At 66.0% G+C, this 18579-nt stretch carries 17 protein-coding genes; 10 read left to right on the plus strand and 7 right to left on the minus strand.

The genetic code is table 11. The annotated features are described in order from the left end of the window. Positions 1-250 precede the first annotated feature (250 nt). The 5 genes from ACWV8V_RS00175 to ACWV8V_RS00195 all read left to right on the plus strand — a co-directional run bounded on the left by ACWV8V_RS00175 (position 251) and on the right by ACWV8V_RS00195 (position 5933). A complete protein-coding gene (locus ACWV8V_RS00175; protein ID WP_121042904.1) occupies positions 251-745 on the plus strand; it encodes a peptidylprolyl isomerase in 495 nt (164 codons plus the stop codon). A 63-nt stretch (positions 746-808) separates the two neighbouring features. Continuing rightward, positions 809-1795 (plus strand): malate dehydrogenase, encoded by a 987-nt coding sequence (locus tag ACWV8V_RS00180; protein ID WP_121042906.1) that lies wholly within the window; start codon positions 809-811, stop codon positions 1793-1795. Positions 1796-2209: 414 nt separating this feature from the next. Then, positions 2210-4087: a propionate--CoA ligase gene (gene prpE / locus ACWV8V_RS00185; protein WP_455898642.1), complete on the plus strand. Its 1878-nt coding sequence runs from the start codon at positions 2210-2212 to the stop codon at positions 4085-4087. Positions 4088-4299: 212 nt separating this feature from the next. Next, entirely contained in the window at positions 4300-4794 is a 495-nt protein-coding gene (locus tag ACWV8V_RS00190; RefSeq protein WP_259261122.1) for a hypothetical protein, read from the plus strand. A 71-nt stretch (positions 4795-4865) separates the two neighbouring features. Further along, entirely contained in the window at positions 4866-5933 is a 1068-nt protein-coding gene (locus ACWV8V_RS00195; protein ID WP_455898643.1) for a suppressor of fused domain protein, read from the plus strand. Between the two features lie 77 nt (positions 5934-6010). On the opposite strand, the gene ACWV8V_RS00200 is transcribed toward ACWV8V_RS00195, so the two are convergent. The 5 genes from ACWV8V_RS00200 to ACWV8V_RS00220 form a co-directional block, all read right to left on the minus strand. Continuing rightward, positions 6011-6622, minus strand: a complete 612-nt coding sequence (locus ACWV8V_RS00200) for a glutathione S-transferase N-terminal domain-containing protein (RefSeq protein WP_455898644.1) — start codon at positions 6620-6622, stop codon at positions 6011-6013. 89 nt (positions 6623-6711) lie between these two features. Beyond that, complete coding sequence (locus ACWV8V_RS00205; protein ID WP_088435200.1) at positions 6712-7170, minus strand: cell wall hydrolase; 459 nt, start codon at positions 7168-7170, stop codon at positions 6712-6714. Positions 7171-7460: 290 nt separating this feature from the next. Next, complete coding sequence (locus tag ACWV8V_RS00210; RefSeq protein ID WP_455898645.1) at positions 7461-9494, minus strand: oxidoreductase; 2034 nt, start codon at positions 9492-9494, stop codon at positions 7461-7463. 104 nt (positions 9495-9598) lie between these two features. Then, positions 9599-10210, minus strand: a complete 612-nt coding sequence (yczE, locus tag ACWV8V_RS00215) for a membrane protein YczE (RefSeq protein WP_123728462.1) — start codon at positions 10208-10210, stop codon at positions 9599-9601. Positions 10211-10308: 98 nt separating this feature from the next. Beyond that, positions 10309-11334 carry a zinc-binding alcohol dehydrogenase family protein gene (locus ACWV8V_RS00220; protein ID WP_455898646.1) on the minus strand — a complete coding sequence of 342 codons (1026 nt, stop codon included), beginning with the start codon at positions 11332-11334 and terminating at the stop codon, positions 10309-10311. A gap of 373 nt (positions 11335-11707) precedes the next feature. Here ACWV8V_RS00220 and ACWV8V_RS00225 point away from each other — a divergent pair, with 373 nt between their 5' ends. From ACWV8V_RS00225 to ACWV8V_RS00240, 4 genes are all read left to right on the plus strand, one after another. Further along, positions 11708-12793, plus strand: coding sequence for an OmpA family protein (locus tag ACWV8V_RS00225; RefSeq protein ID WP_259261128.1), 1086 nt, complete (start codon positions 11708-11710; stop codon positions 12791-12793). Positions 12794-13239: 446 nt separating this feature from the next. Continuing rightward, a complete protein-coding gene (locus ACWV8V_RS00230) occupies positions 13240-13749 on the plus strand; it encodes a hypothetical protein (RefSeq protein ID WP_123728465.1) in 510 nt (169 codons plus the stop codon). A 19-nt stretch (positions 13750-13768) separates the two neighbouring features. Further along, entirely contained in the window at positions 13769-14620 is an 852-nt protein-coding gene (locus ACWV8V_RS00235) for a pseudouridine synthase (protein WP_259261129.1), read from the plus strand. Positions 14621-14711: 91 nt separating this feature from the next. Beyond that, the gene (locus ACWV8V_RS00240) at positions 14712-15056 is read left to right on the plus strand and encodes a hypothetical protein (protein WP_123728467.1); all 345 of its coding nucleotides are present in this window, start codon (positions 14712-14714) and stop codon (positions 15054-15056) included. 60 nt (positions 15057-15116) lie between these two features. Here the strand turns inward: ACWV8V_RS00240 and kbl are convergent, their stop codons facing one another. Next, entirely contained in the window at positions 15117-16328 is a 1212-nt protein-coding gene (gene kbl / locus ACWV8V_RS00245; RefSeq protein WP_259261131.1) for a glycine C-acetyltransferase, read from the minus strand. A 194-nt stretch (positions 16329-16522) separates the two neighbouring features. On the opposite strand from kbl, the gene ACWV8V_RS00250 reads away from it, so the two are divergent. Continuing rightward, positions 16523-17224, plus strand: a complete 702-nt coding sequence (locus ACWV8V_RS00250; protein WP_123728469.1) for a TorF family putative porin — start codon at positions 16523-16525, stop codon at positions 17222-17224. Between the two features lie 186 nt (positions 17225-17410). Here the strand turns inward: ACWV8V_RS00250 and tdh are convergent, their stop codons facing one another. Then, a complete protein-coding gene (tdh, locus tag ACWV8V_RS00255; protein ID WP_121042931.1) occupies positions 17411-18433 on the minus strand; it encodes an L-threonine 3-dehydrogenase in 1023 nt (340 codons plus the stop codon). Positions 18434-18579: the final 146 nt, after the last annotated feature.

An 18579-nucleotide genomic window follows, 5' to 3' on the forward strand; every position in this document is an offset into this window, starting at 1 on the left:
ACGTCGCAAGCCTTGCCGGACGGGCATTCAGCTGTGTGAGGGGCGCCTGTCCGGGCGGCCGCGATGCTGCAGGAAGCACCACCGCCCCCTGAGTCAGGGGGCTGCCGCGAAGCGGCGGGGGTGTGGGTGCTGGCAAGAGGGGCCCGCGGTTCGCGCAGCGAAGCGTGGGGCCGCAGCGCGCATGCGGTGGCGCATACCACGGGTGTATCCTATGGGGCTAACGACAAACCCCCGTACCCCAAGGATTTGCATGTCCCTCATCGCCACTTTCGACACCACCCAGGGCCCGATCAAGGTCGAGCTGTTCGCCGACAAGGCCCCGCTGACGGTCGCCAACTTCGTCAACCTGGTCAAGCACGGTTTCTATGACGGCCTGGTCTTCCACCGCGTGATCCCGGACTTCATGATCCAGGGCGGCTGCCCCAAGGGCCAGGGCACCGGCGGCCCGGGCTACAAGTTCGAAGATGAAAAGAATGGCGTGAAGCACCAGGTCGGTTCGCTGTCGATGGCCAATGCCGGCCCGAACACGAACGGCAGCCAGTTCTTCATCACCCACATCAAGACCGATTGGCTGGACGGCAAGCACACCGTGTTCGGCCAGGTGCTCGACGGCCAGGCCATCGTGGACTCGGTCAAGCAGGGCGACGTGATCCATTCGATCACCCTGGAAGGCGACACCGACGCCGTGCTGGCCGCCCAGGCCGAGCGCGTGGCGGAGTGGAACAAGCTCATCCCCAGCGCCTGATCCGATCCCGACGGCCCCCTGTGAAGGGGGCCGTTTTTACGATTCTTAGCAGAGGAAATCCCCATGAAAGCACCTGTTCGTGTTGCCGTGACCGGCGCCGCCGGCCAGATCGGCTACGCCCTGCTGTTCCGCATCGCCTCCGGCGACATGCTGGGCAAGGACCAGCCGGTCATCCTGCAGCTGCTCGAGCTGCCGGTCGACAAGGCCCAGGCCGCCCTGCGCGGCGTGATGATGGAACTGGAAGACTGCGCCTTCCCGCTGTTGGCCGGCATGGTCGGTACCGATGACGCCGAAGTGGCCTTCAAGGATGCCGACATCGCCCTGCTGGTCGGCGCGCGTCCGCGCGGCCCGGGCATGGAGCGCAAGGATCTGCTGCTGGAAAACGCGAAGATCTTCACCGCCCAGGGCGCGGCGCTGAACAAGGTCGCCAAGCGTGACGTCAAGGTGCTGGTGGTCGGCAACCCGGCCAACACCAACGCCTACATCGCCATGAAGTCGGCACCGGATCTGAACCCGCGCAACTTCACCGCCATGCTGCGCCTGGACCACAACCGTGCGCTGAGCCAGCTGTCGACCAAGCTCGGCAAGCCGGTCGGTGGCATGGAGAAGCTGATCGTGTGGGGCAACCACAGCCCGACCATGTACCCGGATTACCGTTTCGCCACCGCCGAGGGTGCCTCCATCGCCGAGGCGATCAACGATCAGGAATGGAACGCCTCCACCTTCATCCCGACCGTGGGCAAGCGCGGCGCGGCGATCATCGAAGCCCGTGGCTCGTCCTCGGCCGCCTCGGCCGCCAATGCCGCCGTCGACCACATCCGTGACTGGGTGCTGGGCAGCAACGGCAAGTGGGTCACCATGGGCGTGCCGTCCGACGGCTCCTACGGCATCCCGGAAGGCGTGATCTTCGGCTTCGCGGTCACCACCGAGAACGGCGAGTACACCCTGGTCAAGGATCTGCCGGTCGACGACTTCAGCCAGAAGTACATCGACAAGACCCTGGCCGAGCTGGAAGAAGAGCGCTCCGGCGTCGCCCACCTGCTGGGCTGATCACTCACACGGGTGGGTGCCGAAGAGAACGGCAGGAGCCGTTCTCAACGGTGCAAAGCGCCGGCCCGAAGGGTGAGCGCCAGGACGGCGCGAATATCGTTGGTCGGTACGAATGGAAAAAACGCCGGGCATTGCCCGGCGTTTTTTTTTGTTCTTCGCCCATAGGCGGTGCAAAGGCGCGTACTGAGTCTTTTCCGCGCGGCGGTCGGTGGGTGGGGCGCTGGCCCCCCATGCCCTTGTAGGCGAAATAAAGGAGGAGGGGGCGGCCGCAGGCCGACGCCGGAGGACATTCGCCGGAAAGGGTATGGGGGGCCAGCGCCCCACCCACCGACCGGCCCTACGACCAAGGTCGGACGGCCCGCGCCTCACCATCGGACTATGCTCGATCCCATGACTTTGTCTGGGAGGGCTGTCATGCGTTACGAAGATGTCTATCGACGTTCGGTCGATGAACCCGAGGCGTTCTGGGGCGAAGAGGCCCATCGCATCTATTGGCATACCCCGCCGCAGCAGATCCTCGACTACAGCAACCCGCCGTTCCGGCGCTGGTTCGTGGGCGGGGAAACCAACCTCTGCTACAACGCGGTGGACCGCCATCTGGTCGACCGTCCCGACCAGCTCGCGCTGGTTGCCATCTCCAGCGAAACCGGCGTTACCCGCGAGATCAGCTACCGCGAACTGCACCGCGAAGTGAATGCCTTCGCCGCCGTGCTGCAGCGGCTGGACGTGCAGCGCGGCGACCGCGTGGTGATCTACATGCCGAACATGGCCGAGGCCGTGTTCGCGATGCTGGCCTGCGCGCGCATCGGGGCGATCCACTCGGTGGTGTTCGGCGGTTTCGCCGCGCACAACCTGGCACTGCGCATCGATGACGCCGAACCGAAGCTGTTGATCGCCGCCGATGCCGGCAAGCGCGGTGGCAAAGTGATTCCGTACAAGGCGATGGTCGATGCCGCCTGCGCCGAAGCCGCCTCGCCGCCACCGCATGTATTGATCGTCTCACGCGGGCTGGACGCGGCCGAGCCGAAGGTGCCCGGCCGCGACGTCGACTACGCCACGCTGCGTGCCGAGGTGGGTGACCAGGATGTACCGGTGGTGTGGCTGGAATCCAGCGAGCCGAGCTATCTGCTCTACACCTCCGGCACCACCGGCAAGCCGAAGGGCGTGCAGCGCGATGTCGGCGGCTACGCCGTGGCGATGGCGCAGTCGATGGAGACGGTGTTCGACTGCAAGCCCGGCCAGGTGATGTTCTCCACCTCGGATGTGGGCTGGGCGGTCGGGCATTCCTACAACGTGTACGGCCCGCTGATCGGCGGCTGCACCTCGCTGCTGTACGAAGGGCTGCCGACTCACCCGGACCCGGGCATCTGGTGGGCGCTGTGCGAACAGTACGGCGTGCGCACGCTGTTCTCCTCGCCGACCGCGATCCGCGTGCTCAAGAAGCACGATGCCGATTTCATCCGCCGCCACGATCTGGAAGCACTGAAGTACGTCTTCCTCGCCGGCGAACCGCTCGATGAGCCGACCGCGCACTGGATCAACGATGCACTCGGCAAGCCGATCATCGACAACTACTGGCAGACCGAAACCGGCTGGCCGGCACTGACCCTGCTGCCGGGCGTGGACATGAAACCGGTGCGCTTCGGCTCGCCCGGTTTTCCGAACCTCGGCTACCGGATGAAGGTGATCGACGAGAACACCGGCGAGAGCGTCGCGCCGGGGCGGAAGGGCGTGCTGGTGATGATCCCGCCCTTGCCGCCGGGCTGCATGACCACCGTCTGGAAGGACGATGCGCGCTTCATCCAGAGCTACTTCAGCCACTTCAAGGAACTGCTCTACAGCTCGCTGGACTGGGCGATCCAGGACGAAGACGGCTACACCTTCATCCTCGGCCGCACCGACGATGTCATCAATGTGGCCGGGCACCGCCTGGGCACGCGCGAGATCGAAGAATGCATCGCCGGCCATCCGCTGGTGGCCGAGGCCGCCGTGATCGGGGTCAAGGATGAACTCAAGGGCCAGGTGCCGCTGGTATTCGTCACCCTCAAGCAGGCCCTGCAGGGCGACGGCAGTGCCGTGGCGGCCGAGATGATGCAGCGGGTGACCAATACCCTGGGCGCGGTCGCACGGCCGGCGCACATCCATATCGTCAACGCGCTGCCCAAGACGCGCTCGGGCAAGCTGCTGCGGCGCTCGCTGCAGGCGCTGGCCGAGGAGCGTGATCCGGGCGATCTGTCGACCCTGGACGACCCGGCGGCCTTGGACGAGATCCGACGCGCACTGGGGACGTAGGGCGCGGACAGCCTCGTGCGCCCCCGGGCCCGCCTCCTCGGAGAGGCGGGCTTTTTCATGCCCGCCGCGCGCCGACCAGCCCGTGCTGCAGCGCATTACAGTCGATGCGGAGGGTCGGGTAAGCTGCGCAGGTGATCGTTGCAAGGGGGCGCGCACGTAGCGGCGAACGGCCGGTGCCACGCGCGGTGATGCACCACGTGAAGGGGGAGCACATGGCCTACATCCATGCCAAGACGGCCGCTGGCCGTCAGGAAATCGAGGATCGTGCACGGCGCCTGCCGCCGGCGTTGCGGTCGATTCTGCTGATGGTCGATGGTCAGCGCGATGACACCGCGTTGACCGCGCTGTTGCCGGGCCTGCGTGCGCCGGACGATGCGCTGGCGCAGCTCTCGGCGATGGGCTTGATCGAGATCGTCGGCGGCAGTGCCGCACCGGTCGTCGCCGCAGCGCTGACCGCCGGACGCGAGCAGGATCCGGAGCTGTACAAGCGGCTGTATGACTGGATGAGCGAATCGGTGCGCAGACACCTCGGTCTGAAGGGCTATTTCATGCAGTTGAAGGTCGAGCGCTGCACCGATGCCGGCAGCCTGGAAAAGCTGTGGCCGGACATGGCCGCCGCGATCAGCAAGGCGAAAAGCCCGGCACTGGCCAACCGCTGGCTGGAAGAAACGCACGCGCTGCTGCACACCGAGTCCGTGATCGCCTGAGGCGGCACGTCGACGGCGGCCAGCCAGCGCGCTGTTTAGAATGCGCGCTGTTCTGTTGCAGGAGAGCGGTGATGGTGGACGAGATCGAGATCGAGGACGACGGCGCCCCCGGGTGGGATGCCATCGATGCCGCGTTGAAGGCGGTGTATCCCACGCAGGCGCCGCAGCATTACGGCCCGGTGCTGCGCTCGCTGCTGGGTGGCGAGGATCCGCTGGACGGCATCAGCGCGTACTGGAACGATGCGCCGCTGCCGCACTGGCACTTCGTCAGCTACGGCTTCTCCGAGCTGTATGAAAAGGAGAGCGATGATCCGGCCACCAGTGGCTACGGCTTCGAGCTGAGCGTCCGGGTTGCCGCCGCGGCGGGCAGCGAGCCACCGGCGTGGGCGATGAACTTCCTGCAGAACCTGGCGCGCTACGTGTTCGCCAACGGCAAGGTGTTCCAGCAGGGCCACTACCTCAATGCGGGCGGGCCGATCGCCGCCGACACCGATACGCTGCTGCGGCACGTCGCCTTCATGCGCGACCCGCAACTGCCGCCGCGCGAGACGCCCAACGGTTCGCTGGCGTTCCTGCAGGTGATCGGGCTGGCCGATGACGAGATGGAGGCGGTGAAGCGCTGGTCGACCACGGGCGTGCTCGAAGCGCTGCTGCCGAAGATGCCGCTGTGGATCATCGATATCGCGCGTGGCTCGCTGCTGGACGACCCCGCGCTCGCTGCCGCCGTGGCAGAGGGTGCGGCACGCGAAGGCTCGCACACGGCCTATCTGTTCCTGGAGAAGCTGGGCGGATCGGTGCAGGGCGAGGGCGCCGACCAGCAGTTGACCGTGACGCTGGGCGCGCGTCAGGTGGAATCGCTGCTCGCGCTGCTGCCGGCGCGGTTGCTGTTCGGCCAGCCATTGACGCTGGTCGGCAACGATCGGCAGATCACGCTGTCGCCGGCGGCCGTCAACGCGCTGGTGGTCGAGGGCGATGCGCTGGACTGCCAGCTGGCCCCGGCCACGGTGCAGGCGCTGGTCGCCACGGTCATGCCACGCCGCGGGACCTATGCGATCCCGGGTTGGCCGGCGCTGCAGGTGGTGGTGGAGCCGAGCGAACTGCGCGATGCCGAGGGCATTGTGGTCGAGATCGTTGGCTGATCGCCTCGCGCGCGCTGGAAACGAAAAAGCCCGGCACTGCCGGGCTTCTTCTTATCCGTCTACGTCAGCCGCACCGGTCAGCTCAGGCCTTCGGCCTTCAGTACCGCCTGCACGCCTGCATCGGCGTCCATCCGCTGGTTGAAGGCAGCGATGTTGTTCAAGCCGCTCAGGTCGATCTTCGCGCCCGCGGCCCAGCGCAGGGTGATGTAGAAGTACGGGTCGGCGAAGCTGCGGAACCCGGCCAGCCAGGGGCGGTCGGCCAACTGCGCATCGGCGCGCTCGAACAGGCCGCGTAGGCGTTTGCGGGCGGTGGCACGGAGCGCGTCGAACTGAGTGTCGTCTTCGAGGAAGTTGCCGGGCCCGAACAGCGGCTTGAACGCCGGGTGCAGGTCCGAGTTGACGAAGGACAGCCAACGGGTGGCTTCGGCGCGCTGCTTCGGGCTGCCGTCACCGGTGAGGCCGGCCTGCGGGTAGGTATCGGCAATGTAGCCCAGGATGGCGGCATTCTGGGTCAGCACGAAATCGCCGTCGACGACGGCCGGAACCGAGCCGGCCGGATTGATGGCCAGGAAGGCGGGGGCCTTCAGGGTCTCCTTGTCGAGCAGTTCCACCTCGAACGGCTGGCCGGTCCACTGCAGGGCGATGTGGTCGGCGGTGGAGCAGGCTCCGGGCTTGCTGTACAGCTTCATGGGAACTCCGTTGCAGATGGGTGGACGATCAGCAGCCCACTATTCCAGAGCGGGCCCCGCATCCTCAACGGTATGGCCGTAACAGACCGTTACGACGCGCGTGGCTTGAGTTTCTGCACGCGATAGAAGGTGTGATCACCGATCGTGGCCACCTGGTAGGCGTTGCGCCAGCTCGGGTTGGCGATCGCCAGGGCGGCGAAGTGGCTCGCCCCCGGGACGATCTCCTTGCGCTCACCGGCCGGCAGGGCCCAGTTGCGTTCGGCATCGAAGGCCACGGTCATCGCTTCCTGCCAGGCATCGGCGTTGCCGAGCTGGGTGCCCGGCGCGACGATGGTCGGGGCGAACTGCTTGCGGGCGGTCACCACCTGGCACATCGAGTCGCCCCACAGGCCGCTGTCCAGGCGGCGCAGGGCCACTTCCGCGACGGCTTGCTGGCCGCGCAGGGTCTGGTCACGCGCTTCGAGGTAGACGGTCGTGCTCAGGCACAACGAATCGGCGGCAGGCTGCGGCAACAACTGTGACAGCCAGAGAATCCAGGCCAGTTTCATAAATCTCCTTGCTCCGTGTGGGCCGCACCTGGCTGTTCCATCCGATCATGCGGACGGGGCGTGGGTACGACTTGGCGTCATGGGGAGGCGGCCATCAGGGCCGCCCGGGGGCGGACCCGAATAGACGTGGGGTCCGCGCGCTCACTCGAACTGGGTGGTGAGCGGGAAAGTTGGCGCACGATAGGGGGGGATTTCCCAATACATCCTGAACCCGAACCCTTGACATTCAGGTTCGGAGGTGGGGCTGAATCGGCGGTTCAGCCCCGTATTCAGGTCCGTTTCGACCCGGATCAGAGCGCGGCGGCGACCCGGCTGCCCTGATCGATCGCGCGCTTGGCGTCGAGTTCGGCGGCGACATCCGCACCGCCGATCAGCTGCGCAGGGATGCCGGCGGCCTGCAGCGCGGCGTGCAGATCACGGCGCGGTTCCTGGCCGGCGCAGACCACCACGTGGCTCACCGGCAGCAGCTGTTCCTGGCCATCCACGCCGATGCGCAGGCCGCTGTCATCCACGCCCAGGTAAGCCACGCCACCTAGCATGCTCACGCCCTTGGCCTTGAGCGTGGCGCGGTGGATCCAGCCGGTGGTCTTGCCCAGCCGCGCGCCGGGCTTGCCCGGACTGCGCTGCAGCAGCCAGACCTTGCGTGCGGGTGCCTCAGGCGCCGGCTTGGCGAGCGCGCCGCGGTCCTCGAACGTCGGGTCCACGCCCCACTCGGCCATCCAGCGTGCCGGGTCCAGCGCGGAGGAGGGGCCCGCGTGGACCAGGAACTCGCCGACATCGAAGCCGATGCCGCCGGCGCCGATGATCGCGACCTGCTCGCCCACCTGGACCCTGCCAAGCAGCACATCCAGATACGTGACCACCTTGGGATGGTCGGCACCGGGGAAATCGACCCGGCGCGGGATGATGCCGGTGGCGATCACCACCGCGTCGAAACCGGCCAGCGTGGCCACGTCGGCCACGGTATCCAGCTTCACCTCCACACCGGTCTCGTCCAGCTTGTGGCGGAAATAGCGCAGCGTCTCGTGGAATTCTTCCTTGCCCGGGATGCGCTTGGCGACATTGAACTGCCCGCCGATCTCGCTGCCGGCATCGAACAGCGTGACCGCGTGGCCGCGCTCGGCGGCCACGGTCGCGCAGGCCAGCCCGGCCGGGCCGGCCCCGACCACGGCGATCCGGCGCGGGGCGCTGGTCGGGCGGTAGACCAGTTCGGTCTCGTGCACGGCCCGCGGATTGACCAGACAGCTGGCGGTCTTGTTCTCGAAGACGTGGTCCAGGCAGGCCTGGTTGCAGGCAATGCAGGTGTTGATCGCCTCCGGACGGCCGGCGCGCGACTTGTTGGCCCACTGTGGGTCGGCCAGCAGCGGCCGCGCCAGCGAGACCATGTCGGCAGCGCCCTCGGCAAGGATGCGCTCGGCGACGTCGGGCATGTTGATGCGGTTGGTCGCGATCACCGGCACGCGCACATGCGGCTTGAGCTTGGCGGTGACCCCGGCAAACGCGCCGCGCGGCACCGAGGTCGCAATGGTCGGGATGCGCGCCTCGTGCCAGCCGATGCCGGAGTTGATCAGCGTGGCGCCTGCCGCCTCGATCGCCTGTGCCTGCTGCACGATCTCGGCCCAGTTGCTGCCGTCGGGCACCAGATCCACCAGCGAGAGCCGGTAGATGATGATGAAGTCCGGCCCGCAGGCCTCGCGGATGCGGCGCACGATTTCCACCGCGAATTGCATGCGCTGGGCAGCGTCACCGCCCCAGCGATCGGTGCGCTGGTTGGTGCGCGGGGCGATGAACTCGTTGATCAGATAGCCTTCCGAACCCATTACCTCGACGCCGTCGTAGCCGGCCTCGCGGGCCAGCCGCGCGCTGCGCGCGTAGTCCGCGATGTGGCGCTCCACCCCGCGCGCGGACAGCGCCCGCGGGGTGAACGGGTTGATCGGGGCCTTCAGCTTGGAGGGTGCCACCGACAAGGGGTGGTAGGCATAGCGCCCGGCATGCAGCAGCTGCAGGCAGATCTTGCTGCCGTTGTCGTGCACGGCCCGGGTGACCTGGCGATGCGGTCGCACCTCCCACGGCCAGGACAGCTTGCCACCGAACGGCTTGAGCCAGCCGACCACGTTGGGCGCGAAGCCGCCGGTGACGATCAGCCCGACGCCGCCGGCCGCCCGCTCGGCAAAATAGGCCGCCAGGCGTGGGAAATCGCGTGCACGGTCTTCCAGACCGGTATGCATGGACCCCATCAGGACCCGGTTGCGCAGCTGGGTGAAGCCCAGATCGAGCGGCGTGAACAGATGCGGATAAGCGGTGGATTCGGCGGCTGGCGACATGTGGATACGCTTGCGTACGGAAGCCCGCAGGGTGCCGCGAATGTCCTTGAAGAGCAAGGGCAGGTGTCCGCCAACTGCCGACCATCGGTCGGCACGGACGCCCGTTAGGGCGTGGCGGCGGCCGGGCTGGGCTTGCGGATGCCGAACAGCGGCAGGGTGACGCCGCACAGCGGGCCGATCAGCAGCGCGAACGCGAGGGTGCCGACCCCGACATTGCCGCCCAGCCACCAGCCGATCAGCAGCACGGTGCCTTCGATCGCGCTGCGCACGATCCAGATCGGCCAGCCGGTGCGGGCGTGCAGGCCGGTCATCAGGCCATCGCGGGGGCCGGGGCCGAAGCGCGCGCCGATGTACAGGCCGGTGGCCAGCGCGACCAGCAGCAGGCCGCACACGAACATCGGGATCTGCCAGGCCAGCCCATGCACCTCCGGCAGCAGCCACAGCCCGAACTGGGCGCTGGGGCCGATCAGCAGCACGTTGAGCACGGTGCCCAGACCCGGTTTCTGCCGGATCGGCCACCACAGCAGCAACACCAGCGCGCCGATCACATTGGTGGCCACACCGAAGGACAGTGGCGTCTGCAGCGCGATGCCCTGTGACAGCACATCCCAGGGCGCCACGCCGATCGCCGCGCGGATCATCACCGCCGCGCCGAAGCCGTACAGGAACAGACCAAGCAGGAGTTGCAGCAGGCGCAGGGGCAGGGACGTGGGCATGGCGGATTCACCGGAAGGGCCACTGACTGTAGGCGGCACGGCGTACCGCCGACAGATACAGATGCGCACGAAAGTGCGATGACACAGCGGCGCGCGGTTTACTTCCAGCCGGACAGCACCAGCTTGCCGATCACGCCGCCCGCTTCCAGCCGGCGGTGTGCCTCGCGCAGGTTCGCCGCATTGACCGTGCCCAGGTGCGTGTGTGCGGTCGTGCGCAGTTCACCGGCATCGATGAGGCTGGCCGCCCGGTTGAGAATGCAATGCTGCTCGATCATGTCCACCGTCTGGAAGCGCGCGCGGGCGAACATGAATTCCCAGTGGATGCCGATGCACTTGGCTTTATAAGGATCGCCGATGCGCAGCGGACCGCGCGGCTCGACGATCAGCCCGACATGCCCCTGCGGCGCCAGCAGCTCACCCAGCGGTTCCCAGTAATGGTCGGTGTCGGCCAGGTTCAAGGCCGCCTGCACCTGCGCAATCCCCAGTGCCTGCAACTGCGGCGCCAGCGGCTGGCGATGATCGATCACGTGGTCTGCGCCCATCTGCAGGCACCACGCGCGCGTTTCATCCCGCGATGCCGTGGCGATCACCGTGAAGCCCGCATGCCGCGCGAGCTGGATCGCAATGGAGCCAACGCCACCGGCACCGCCGATGATCAATAGATGTTGGCCGCGATGACGGCAGTCATCAAGCTGCAATGGCATCCGCTGGAACAGCAGCTCCCACGCCGTCAACGTGGTCAGCGGCAGCGCCGCCGCTTCGGCGAAATCCAGCGTGGTCGGTTTGCGCCCGACCAGACGCTCGTCGACCCACTGGTACTGCGCGTTGCAGCCCGGGCGTGTGACATCGCCCGCGTAGTACACCTCATCGCCGGGCGCGAACGCGCTCACCTCCTCGCCGACCGCTTCAACAATCCCTGCAGCGTCATAGCCAAGCATCCGCGCAGGGTTCTCGTGTTGCGCTCGCGGCGCGCGCTGTTTTGCATCGACAGGATTCACCGACACGGCGTGTACGCGCACCAGCAGATCGCGTCCCTGCGGTGCGCCCGGCGGCGCGATATCCAGGTCCTGCAGGCTGGCGGGGTCTTCAATCGGCAGATACTGCGTCAATCCCACGGCTTTCATGGCGGCTCCGGAAGGGGGGAATCACCTTCATCATACGGATCACGACGCCGCTGTTTCTGCGCTGAATCACGCTGTGGCCGGGGTTTGAACCCTTCCGTGAAAAATGTGTCGCGACGCCGCCTGAATTGGGAAAAACCCTTGTCGTGTCTGGGTCTTGCGGAATTTCATCAACCTGTATAGGGTGCCACCAGCTGGACCCGGTAGAGGTCTAGCGGTCGTCTTCACATGTTACGGGACTGTTAACATCACCTTCACTCGCCTGAGCATAATGTTCGCGGCGGTGGCGTGCTGAATCGGCAGTCTGAAAAACGACGCAGTAGTGCTGGCCCATGCCTCTACCGGTTTCATACCCCCGAAATAGGAGCTGTACTCAATGAACAAGAAGATCCTTACTGCCGCGCTGCTGGGCGGTCTGGCTTTCGCCCAGGCTGCATCGGCGCAGGATTTTGACGACCGCTGGTACCTGACCGGTTCGGCCGGCTTCAACTTCCAGGATAGCGACCGTCTGACCAACGACGCTCCGTTCGTTACCCTGGGCCTTGGTAAGTTCATCAGCCCCAACTGGTCGCTGGACGGCGAGCTGAACTACCAGAACCCGAACTTCGATGCCAACCAGGATCTGAACTGGAGCCAGTACGGCGCGTCCGTCGATCTGCGTCGCCACTTCATCCAGGAAGGCCGCGGCTGGAACCCGTACCTGCTGATGGGTCTGGGTTACCAGAAGTCGGAAGAAGAGTACTCCGCCGTCAACGGCCCGATTGACCGCAAGGACGGCAACTTTGCCGCCAAGCTCGGCGTCGGTCTGCAGACCACCTTCGAAAAGCGCGTCGCCGTGCGTGCCGAAGTGGCCTACCGCGCTGATTTCGACGACAAGAGCGTTGCTGCTCCGAGCGAAGACTGGTTCGGCGACGTGCTGGCTTCGGTCGGTGTCGTGATCCCGCTGGGCCCGGCCCCGGTCGCTGCCGTGCCGGCTCCGGCTCCGGTTGCCCCGAGCTGCGCCGATCTGGATGACGACGGTGACGGCGTCAACAACTGCGACGACAAGTGCCCGAACTCCCAGCCGGGTCAGACCATCGGTCCGGACGGTTGCCCGGTCCCGGTGTCGATCGATCTGAAGGGCGTGAACTTCGACTTCGATAAGTCGAACCTGCGTCCTGACGCGGTTGCGATCCTGAGCGAGGCTTCGGAAATCCTGAAGCGTTACCCGGATCTGCGCGTTGAAGTGGCCGGTCACACCGATTCCAAGGGTACCGACGCTTACAACCAGAAGCTGTCCGAGCGTCGTGCTACCTCGGTGTACAACTATCTGACCCAGAACGGCGTTGACGCTTCGCGTCTGGTCGGTCCGATCGGTTACGGCGAGAGCCGCCCGATTGCGCCGAACGCCAACCCGGATGGTTCGGATAACCCGGAAGGCCGCGCCAAGAACCGTCGTACCGAGCTGAACGTCCAGAACTAATCCTTCTGGTAGTACAGTCTCAATAAGCAGGGCCCGGCATTGCCGGGCCCTGCTTTTTTTTGTCTTTTCTCAACTCTCCAATGTGGACCTTTCGCGAGCCTCACGCCCCGTAGCGGCCGGTAGGCCCTTGGCAAATGTCCCCCGGCCGCCGCCTTGCGGCGACGGTCTCCTCCTTGATTTTGCCCAGGGGCCTACCGGCCGCTACGGGGCTGGGCATGCTGTAAGTCCACGTAAAAGCCTGGCCTTTCATTGCTGCGAAGTCCGGCTTGGCACGATGGGCCGCGCTGCGCTTGTGGGCGACATCAAGGAGGAGGGGTCGGCCGCAGGCCGAAATCCTGAAAATCGACAATAAATCCAATAAGTTGCCGTATTCATTGAAAGTGGCGCTTGAAAGACGTTGTGGCGCTGTTAAACTCGCCGCGTCGACCCCTTCCTGGATGCATCCCATGCAGCGTTTTGCACTGGCCGCCGCGCTTGGCCTGGCCCTGGTTCCCGCCGCCCACGCTGCCGTGGACTGTTCGGCACCTGCCAGCGCATCGCCGCTGCCGCTGCCGGCCACCGCGATCGCGCCGGTTGCCGAAGAGCTGTACATCCGCAACGTCCAGTTGGGCATGCCTGCCGGCGTGCTGACCTCCAGCTACGACCGCGAGCAGTCGCTGGACAGCGTGCTGCAGCGCCTGCGCATCGACGGCTGCCAGAACATCGCCAAGGCAATCCCCAGTGCACCGGTGATCAACCCGAACGATCCGGCCGCCTACAAGCCGCAGACCGAGTTCGACAACACGCCGTGGCGCTTCGACATGAGCCAGAACGGCAAGCGCATGACCGCCGAAGAATTCGATGCGTGGATGAAGGCGCGTGGCGTGCGCGTGGTCAAGGCGCGCCCGGTGCCCGCCGCCGTGCCGGCTGCCGCTCCCGAAGCACCGGCTGAGACCAAGCCGGCGGACAAGAAGTAAGCCGCCTGAGCGGAGCACGATGACGACACGCCGGCCACCCGCCGCGACCGCGTCCCGACCACGCCGCCCCGAGCGGCGTGCGAGCCCCGCAACAGGCGCCCGTACCACTGCGTCCAGCACGTCCCCGAGTGCACCGCGCCATGGTCTGGCGCGTGTGTTGTCCAAGGCCGGGCTGTGCTCGCGCACCGAAGCCGCGCGCTGGATCGTCGACGGCCGGGTCACGGTCGACGGCCGTGTCATCAACAACCCCGAATTTCCGATCATCGACGGGCGCCATCACGTGCGCGTCGATGGTCAGCCGCTGGACGCACCCAAGCGCGTGTACCTGATGCTCAACAAGCCGCGCGGCTTGGTCACCACCGCGCAGGACGAGCGCGGCCGTGACACCGTGTACCGCTGCTTCGATGCTGCCGGCTTGCCGTGGATCGCGCCGGTTGGGCGCTTGGACAAGGCCAGCGAAGGGCTGCTGCTTTTCAGCAACGATCCGCAATGGGCCGCGCGCCTGACCGACCCGGCCACCGGCCCGGACAAGACCTATCACGTCCAGATCGATGCCATTCCCGATGCCGCGCAGCTGCAGGCGTTGTGCGCGGGGATCGAGGACGAAGGCGAAGTGCTGCGTGCGCGGCGCGCCACGCTGCTGCGCAGCGGCGACAAGACCGCCTGGCTGGAAGTGGTGCTGGAGGAAGGCCGCAACCGGCATATCCGCCGCCTGCTTGCCGCATTCGACATCAACGTGCTGCGCCTGGTGCGCGTGGCGATCGGCCAGCTGCCGCTCGGCGAGCTGGGCAAGGGCGCCTGGCGCGAGCTCAGCCAACACGATCTGGATCTGCTTCATGCCGTGGCCGACAGCGCCGCGGCCACACCGTGACCTTGTGGCCTGCCGGCATGTGGCAGGCCAATCGACCCGGGCAATGGATGGCCTTCGAAGGGACGTTCCGTTCAACACCGGGAGTAAGACCATGCACGTCAGTACCCTCAACCGTTCCCTGTTCCGCGGCGCCTGCCTGTTGTTGCCGGCCGCGCTGCTGACCGCCTGTGGCGGGCACAAACAGATCGCCAAACAGGATCCGCCGGTGACCGACAAGGTGGTGGAGATCAAGATTCCCGAGCTGGATGGTCGCGGCAGCTACCGCTTCCTGATGAGCGATGGCGACAAGCGCATGAGCGCCGATGAGTTCGACGCCTGGATGAAGGCCAACGGCATCCGCGTGGCCAAGGGCAATGGCCAGGATGGTCCGGTTGCGGCACCGGTGGTGGTGGCCAGCAAGGAAGAGGCCAAGGACAAGAAGAAAAAGAAGAAATAAAAAAACGCCGGGCATGGCCCGGCGTTCTGTTGTGACGGCGCGCCAAGCGCCGCCGTCTGGTCAACCCTTGATCACGCCCAGTTCCAGACCGATCCGGGTGAAGGCATCGATGGCGCGGTCCAGGTGCGCACGCGTGTGTGCGGCGCTGATCTGGGTGCGGATGCGGGCCTGGCCCTTGGGCACCACCGGGAAGAAGAAGCCGATCGCGTAGATGCCTTCCTCGAGCAGGCGCTCGGCGAACTTCTGCGCCAGCGGGGCGTCGTACAGCATCACCGGGCTGATCGGGTGCACGCCCGGCTTCACATCGAAACCGGCGGCGGTCATCTTCTCGCGGAAGTAAGCGGTGTTCTGCGCCAGGGTATCGCGCAGGTCATCGGCGGCGGCCAGCATCTCGAAGGCCTTGATGCCGGCAGCGACCACGTGCGGCGGCAGCGAGTTGGAGAACAGGTACGGGCGCGAGCGCTGGCGCAGCAGCTCGATCACTTCGGCGCTGGCGCAGGTGAAGCCGCCCAGTGCGCCGCCCATGGCCTTGCCGAGGGTGCCGGTGATGATGTCGATCTTCTCCAGCACGCCCTTGACCTCGGCCGAGCCGCGGCCCGTGGCGCCGAGGAAGCCGGTGGCATGGCATTCGTCGATGTGGACCAGCGCGTTGTACTTCTTCGCCAGTGCGGTGATCTCATCCAGCGGGGCGATGAAGCCGTCCATCGAGAACACGCCGTCGGTGGTGATCAGCTTGGTCTTGCAGCCGGCCGCATCGGCCGCCTGCAGCTGGGCTTCCAGATCGGCCATGTCGCAGTTGGCGTAGCGGAAACGCTTGGCCTTGCACAGGCGCACGCCATCGATGATCGAGGCATGGTTGAGCGCGTCGGAAATGATCGCGTCGTGCTCGCCCAGCAGCGGCTCGAACAGGCCACCGTTGGCGTCGAAGCAGGCCGCGTACAGGATGGTGTCCTGCTTGCCGAAGAAATCGGCGATCTGCTGTTCCAGCTGCTTGTGCAGGTCCTGGGTGCCGCAGATGAAGCGCACCGAGGCCATGCCGAAGCCGTGGGTATCCAGCGCGTCCTTGGCGGCCTGGATCAGGTCCGGATGGTCGGCCAGGCCCAGATAGTTGTTGGCACAGAAGTTCAGCACCGATCGGCCATCGTCCAAGGTGATCTCGGCAGACTGCGGGCTGGTGATGATGCGCTCGGACTTGAACAGGCCCTGGGCGCGGATCGCCTCCAGTTCTTCAACGTAGTGCTGGGTCAGCGAGGCGGGGCTGGCGTCGGTCATGGCAGGCAGTCTTCGGCACGGGAAACCCGGGATTTTACCTGCCGGGGGCCATGGTGGGGTTGCCGCCGGCGGTGGATGGGCGGGGCAGGGCGGAAGACGGTTGCAGACGTGATTGTTGCATCGCAATATCAATCAGGTTAAAAAACTGTAAACCGCTGCCGTTCCGCCCACCCCCACGTCTGGAGAGACCCCGCATGAACCACGCCACGCGCTGTACCGCCGCCGTTGTGCTCTGCGCCGCCCTGCTTGCCCCGTTCGCCGCCAGTGCCCAGGACGAGGCCGAATCGCCGTTCAGCTGGAACGTCACCGGCGTCTCGGATTACGTGTTCCGTGGTGTGTCCCAGACCGACGAGGATCCGACGATCCAGGCCGGCTTCACCTATACCTCGCCGGTGGGTCTGTACGCCGGTGTCTGGGGGTCGGGCGTGGATTTCGGTGATGGCGGCCCGGACGCCGAGGTCGATTACCTGATCGGCTACGCCTTTGACGTGACCGACAACGTCAACCTGGATCTGCTGCTCAACCGCTACACCTACCCGGGCTCGAGCGAGCTGGCCTACAACGAGTTCATCACCAAGACCACGTTCGCCGAGCAGTACAGCCTGACCGTGACCTACACCAATGACGTGTTCAATTCGGGCACCGATGCGTGGTACTACGCCGTGGGCGGCGAGTGGGCCTTGCCGCAGGACTTCACGTTGAGCGCGAACGTCGGCCGCAGCACCTTCGAAGAAGGCATCTCCAAGGATTACACCGATTGGAATGTCGGCGTCAGCCGCCAGTTCGGTCTGTTCAACCTGGGTCTGGGCTATTACGGCACCGATGGCAACGGCCGCGACAACTCCGGCAAGCTGGCCGACAACCGTGTGGTGTTCACGGTCGGCATCGGGCAGTAACCGGCGCCCCACACCGCCGACCACCTCGCGAACCAGAAAAGGCGCCCGGATGGGCGCCTTTTCAATGGTGACCTCACACCGGAACCCTTGCTGGAGAACAGCCCCCTTGCTGTTCAAAGGGCGCGCCAACGGTGCGGGGATAAAGTGGAATAGACACTTGATCATCTGTGCCGAGGGCACAGGTGATCAATTCCAGCTAAGCACCACCTTGCCGGCCTTGCCCTGTTCCATCAGGTCGAAGCCCTTCTGGAAATCATCGATCGGCAGCTGGTGGGTCATCACCTTGCCCAGCGGGAAGCCGGACAGCACCAGCTGGGTCATCTTGTACCAGGTCTCGTACATCTTGCGGCCGTAGATGCCCTGCACGGTCAGGCCCTTGAAGATGATCTTGTCCCAGTCGCAGCCAGCGCCCTTGGGCATGATGCCGAGCATGGCGATCTTGCCGCCGTGGTACATGCAGTCAAGCATGTCGTTGAACGCGCGCGGGTTGCCGCTCATTTCCAGGCCCACGTCGAAGCCCTCCATGTGCAGCTCCTTCATCACGTCCTTGAGCGAGGTGTTGGAGACGTTCACCACGCGGGTGGCGCCCATGTCGGCGGCCAGCTTCAGGCGGAAATCATTGACGTCGGTGACCACCACGTTGCGCGCACCGATGTGCTTGCAGATGCCCGCGGCGATGATGCCGATCGGGCCGGCGCCGGTGATCAGCACGTCTTCGCCGATCACGTTGAACTCCAGCGCGCAGTGCGCGGCGTTGCCGTACGGATCGAAGAAGGCGGCCAGCTCGGACGGGATCTGATCGGGGATCGGCCACAGGTTGCTGGCCGGCATCACCATGTATTCGGCGAAGGCGCCGTTGACGTTGACGCCGATGCCCACGGTGTTCGGGCACAGGTGCTGGCGGCCACCGCGGCAATTGCGGCAATGGCCGCAGACGATATGGCCTTCGGCCGAGACGCGCTGGCCGATCTCATAGCCGGTCACGCCCGGGCCGATCTCGGCGATGCGGCCGACGAACTCGTGGCCGATGGTCAGGCCCGGCTTGATCGTACGCTGGCTCCACTCGTCCCACAGGTAGATGTGCAGGTCGGTACCGCAGATGGCGGTTTTTTCCAGCTTGATCAGGACCTGGTTCGGGCCGGGGGTGGGGACCGGAACGTCTTCCAGCCAGATGCCCTTGGCGGCTTCGCGTTTGACCAGGGCCTTCATTGTTTGCTGCGCCATCGGGGTGGAACTCGTCTGGGGGAAAACGCGGATTATAGAGGGCTGCGCGCAATTCCCATGTTGCGCTGCGGGTGCGCTGGCGGAACGAAAGGCGGGGGTGCATGGGCGTTTCGAACGGCGCCGCTGCGCTC

This window comes from Stenotrophomonas sp. Ker107b (assembly GCF_053847245.1).

Excerpts from the sequence above, each read along its gene's own strand:
- ACWV8V_RS00175 (WP_121042904.1), top strand. The coding sequence starts at position 251 with ATGTCCCTCATCGCCACTTTCGACACCACCCAGGGCCCGATCAAGGTC.
- ACWV8V_RS00180 (WP_121042906.1), top strand. The coding sequence starts at position 809 with ATGAAAGCACCTGTTCGTGTTGCCGTGACCGGCGCCGCCGGCCAGATC.
- prpE (WP_455898642.1), top strand. The coding sequence starts at position 2,210 with ATGCGTTACGAAGATGTCTATCGACGTTCGGTCGATGAACCCGAGGCG.
- ACWV8V_RS00190 (WP_259261122.1), top strand. The coding sequence starts at position 4,300 with ATGGCCTACATCCATGCCAAGACGGCCGCTGGCCGTCAGGAAATCGAG.
- ACWV8V_RS00195 (WP_455898643.1), top strand. The coding sequence starts at position 4,866 with ATGGTGGACGAGATCGAGATCGAGGACGACGGCGCCCCCGGGTGGGAT.
- ACWV8V_RS00200 (WP_455898644.1), bottom strand. The coding sequence starts at position 6,622 with ATGAAGCTGTACAGCAAGCCCGGAGCCTGCTCCACCGCCGACCACATC.
- ACWV8V_RS00205 (WP_088435200.1), bottom strand. The coding sequence starts at position 7,170 with ATGAAACTGGCCTGGATTCTCTGGCTGTCACAGTTGTTGCCGCAGCCT.
- ACWV8V_RS00210 (WP_455898645.1), bottom strand. The coding sequence starts at position 9,494 with ATGTCGCCAGCCGCCGAATCCACCGCTTATCCGCATCTGTTCACGCCG.
- yczE (WP_123728462.1), bottom strand. The coding sequence starts at position 10,210 with ATGCCCACGTCCCTGCCCCTGCGCCTGCTGCAACTCCTGCTTGGTCTG.
- ACWV8V_RS00220 (WP_455898646.1), bottom strand. The coding sequence starts at position 11,334 with ATGAAAGCCGTGGGATTGACGCAGTATCTGCCGATTGAAGACCCCGCC.
- ACWV8V_RS00225 (WP_259261128.1), top strand. The coding sequence starts at position 11,708 with ATGAACAAGAAGATCCTTACTGCCGCGCTGCTGGGCGGTCTGGCTTTC.
- ACWV8V_RS00230 (WP_123728465.1), top strand. The coding sequence starts at position 13,240 with ATGCAGCGTTTTGCACTGGCCGCCGCGCTTGGCCTGGCCCTGGTTCCC.
- ACWV8V_RS00235 (WP_259261129.1), top strand. The coding sequence starts at position 13,769 with ATGACGACACGCCGGCCACCCGCCGCGACCGCGTCCCGACCACGCCGC.
- ACWV8V_RS00240 (WP_123728467.1), top strand. The coding sequence starts at position 14,712 with ATGCACGTCAGTACCCTCAACCGTTCCCTGTTCCGCGGCGCCTGCCTG.
- kbl (WP_259261131.1), bottom strand. The coding sequence starts at position 16,328 with ATGACCGACGCCAGCCCCGCCTCGCTGACCCAGCACTACGTTGAAGAA.
- ACWV8V_RS00250 (WP_123728469.1), top strand. The coding sequence starts at position 16,523 with ATGAACCACGCCACGCGCTGTACCGCCGCCGTTGTGCTCTGCGCCGCC.
- tdh (WP_121042931.1), bottom strand. The coding sequence starts at position 18,433 with ATGAAGGCCCTGGTCAAACGCGAAGCCGCCAAGGGCATCTGGCTGGAA.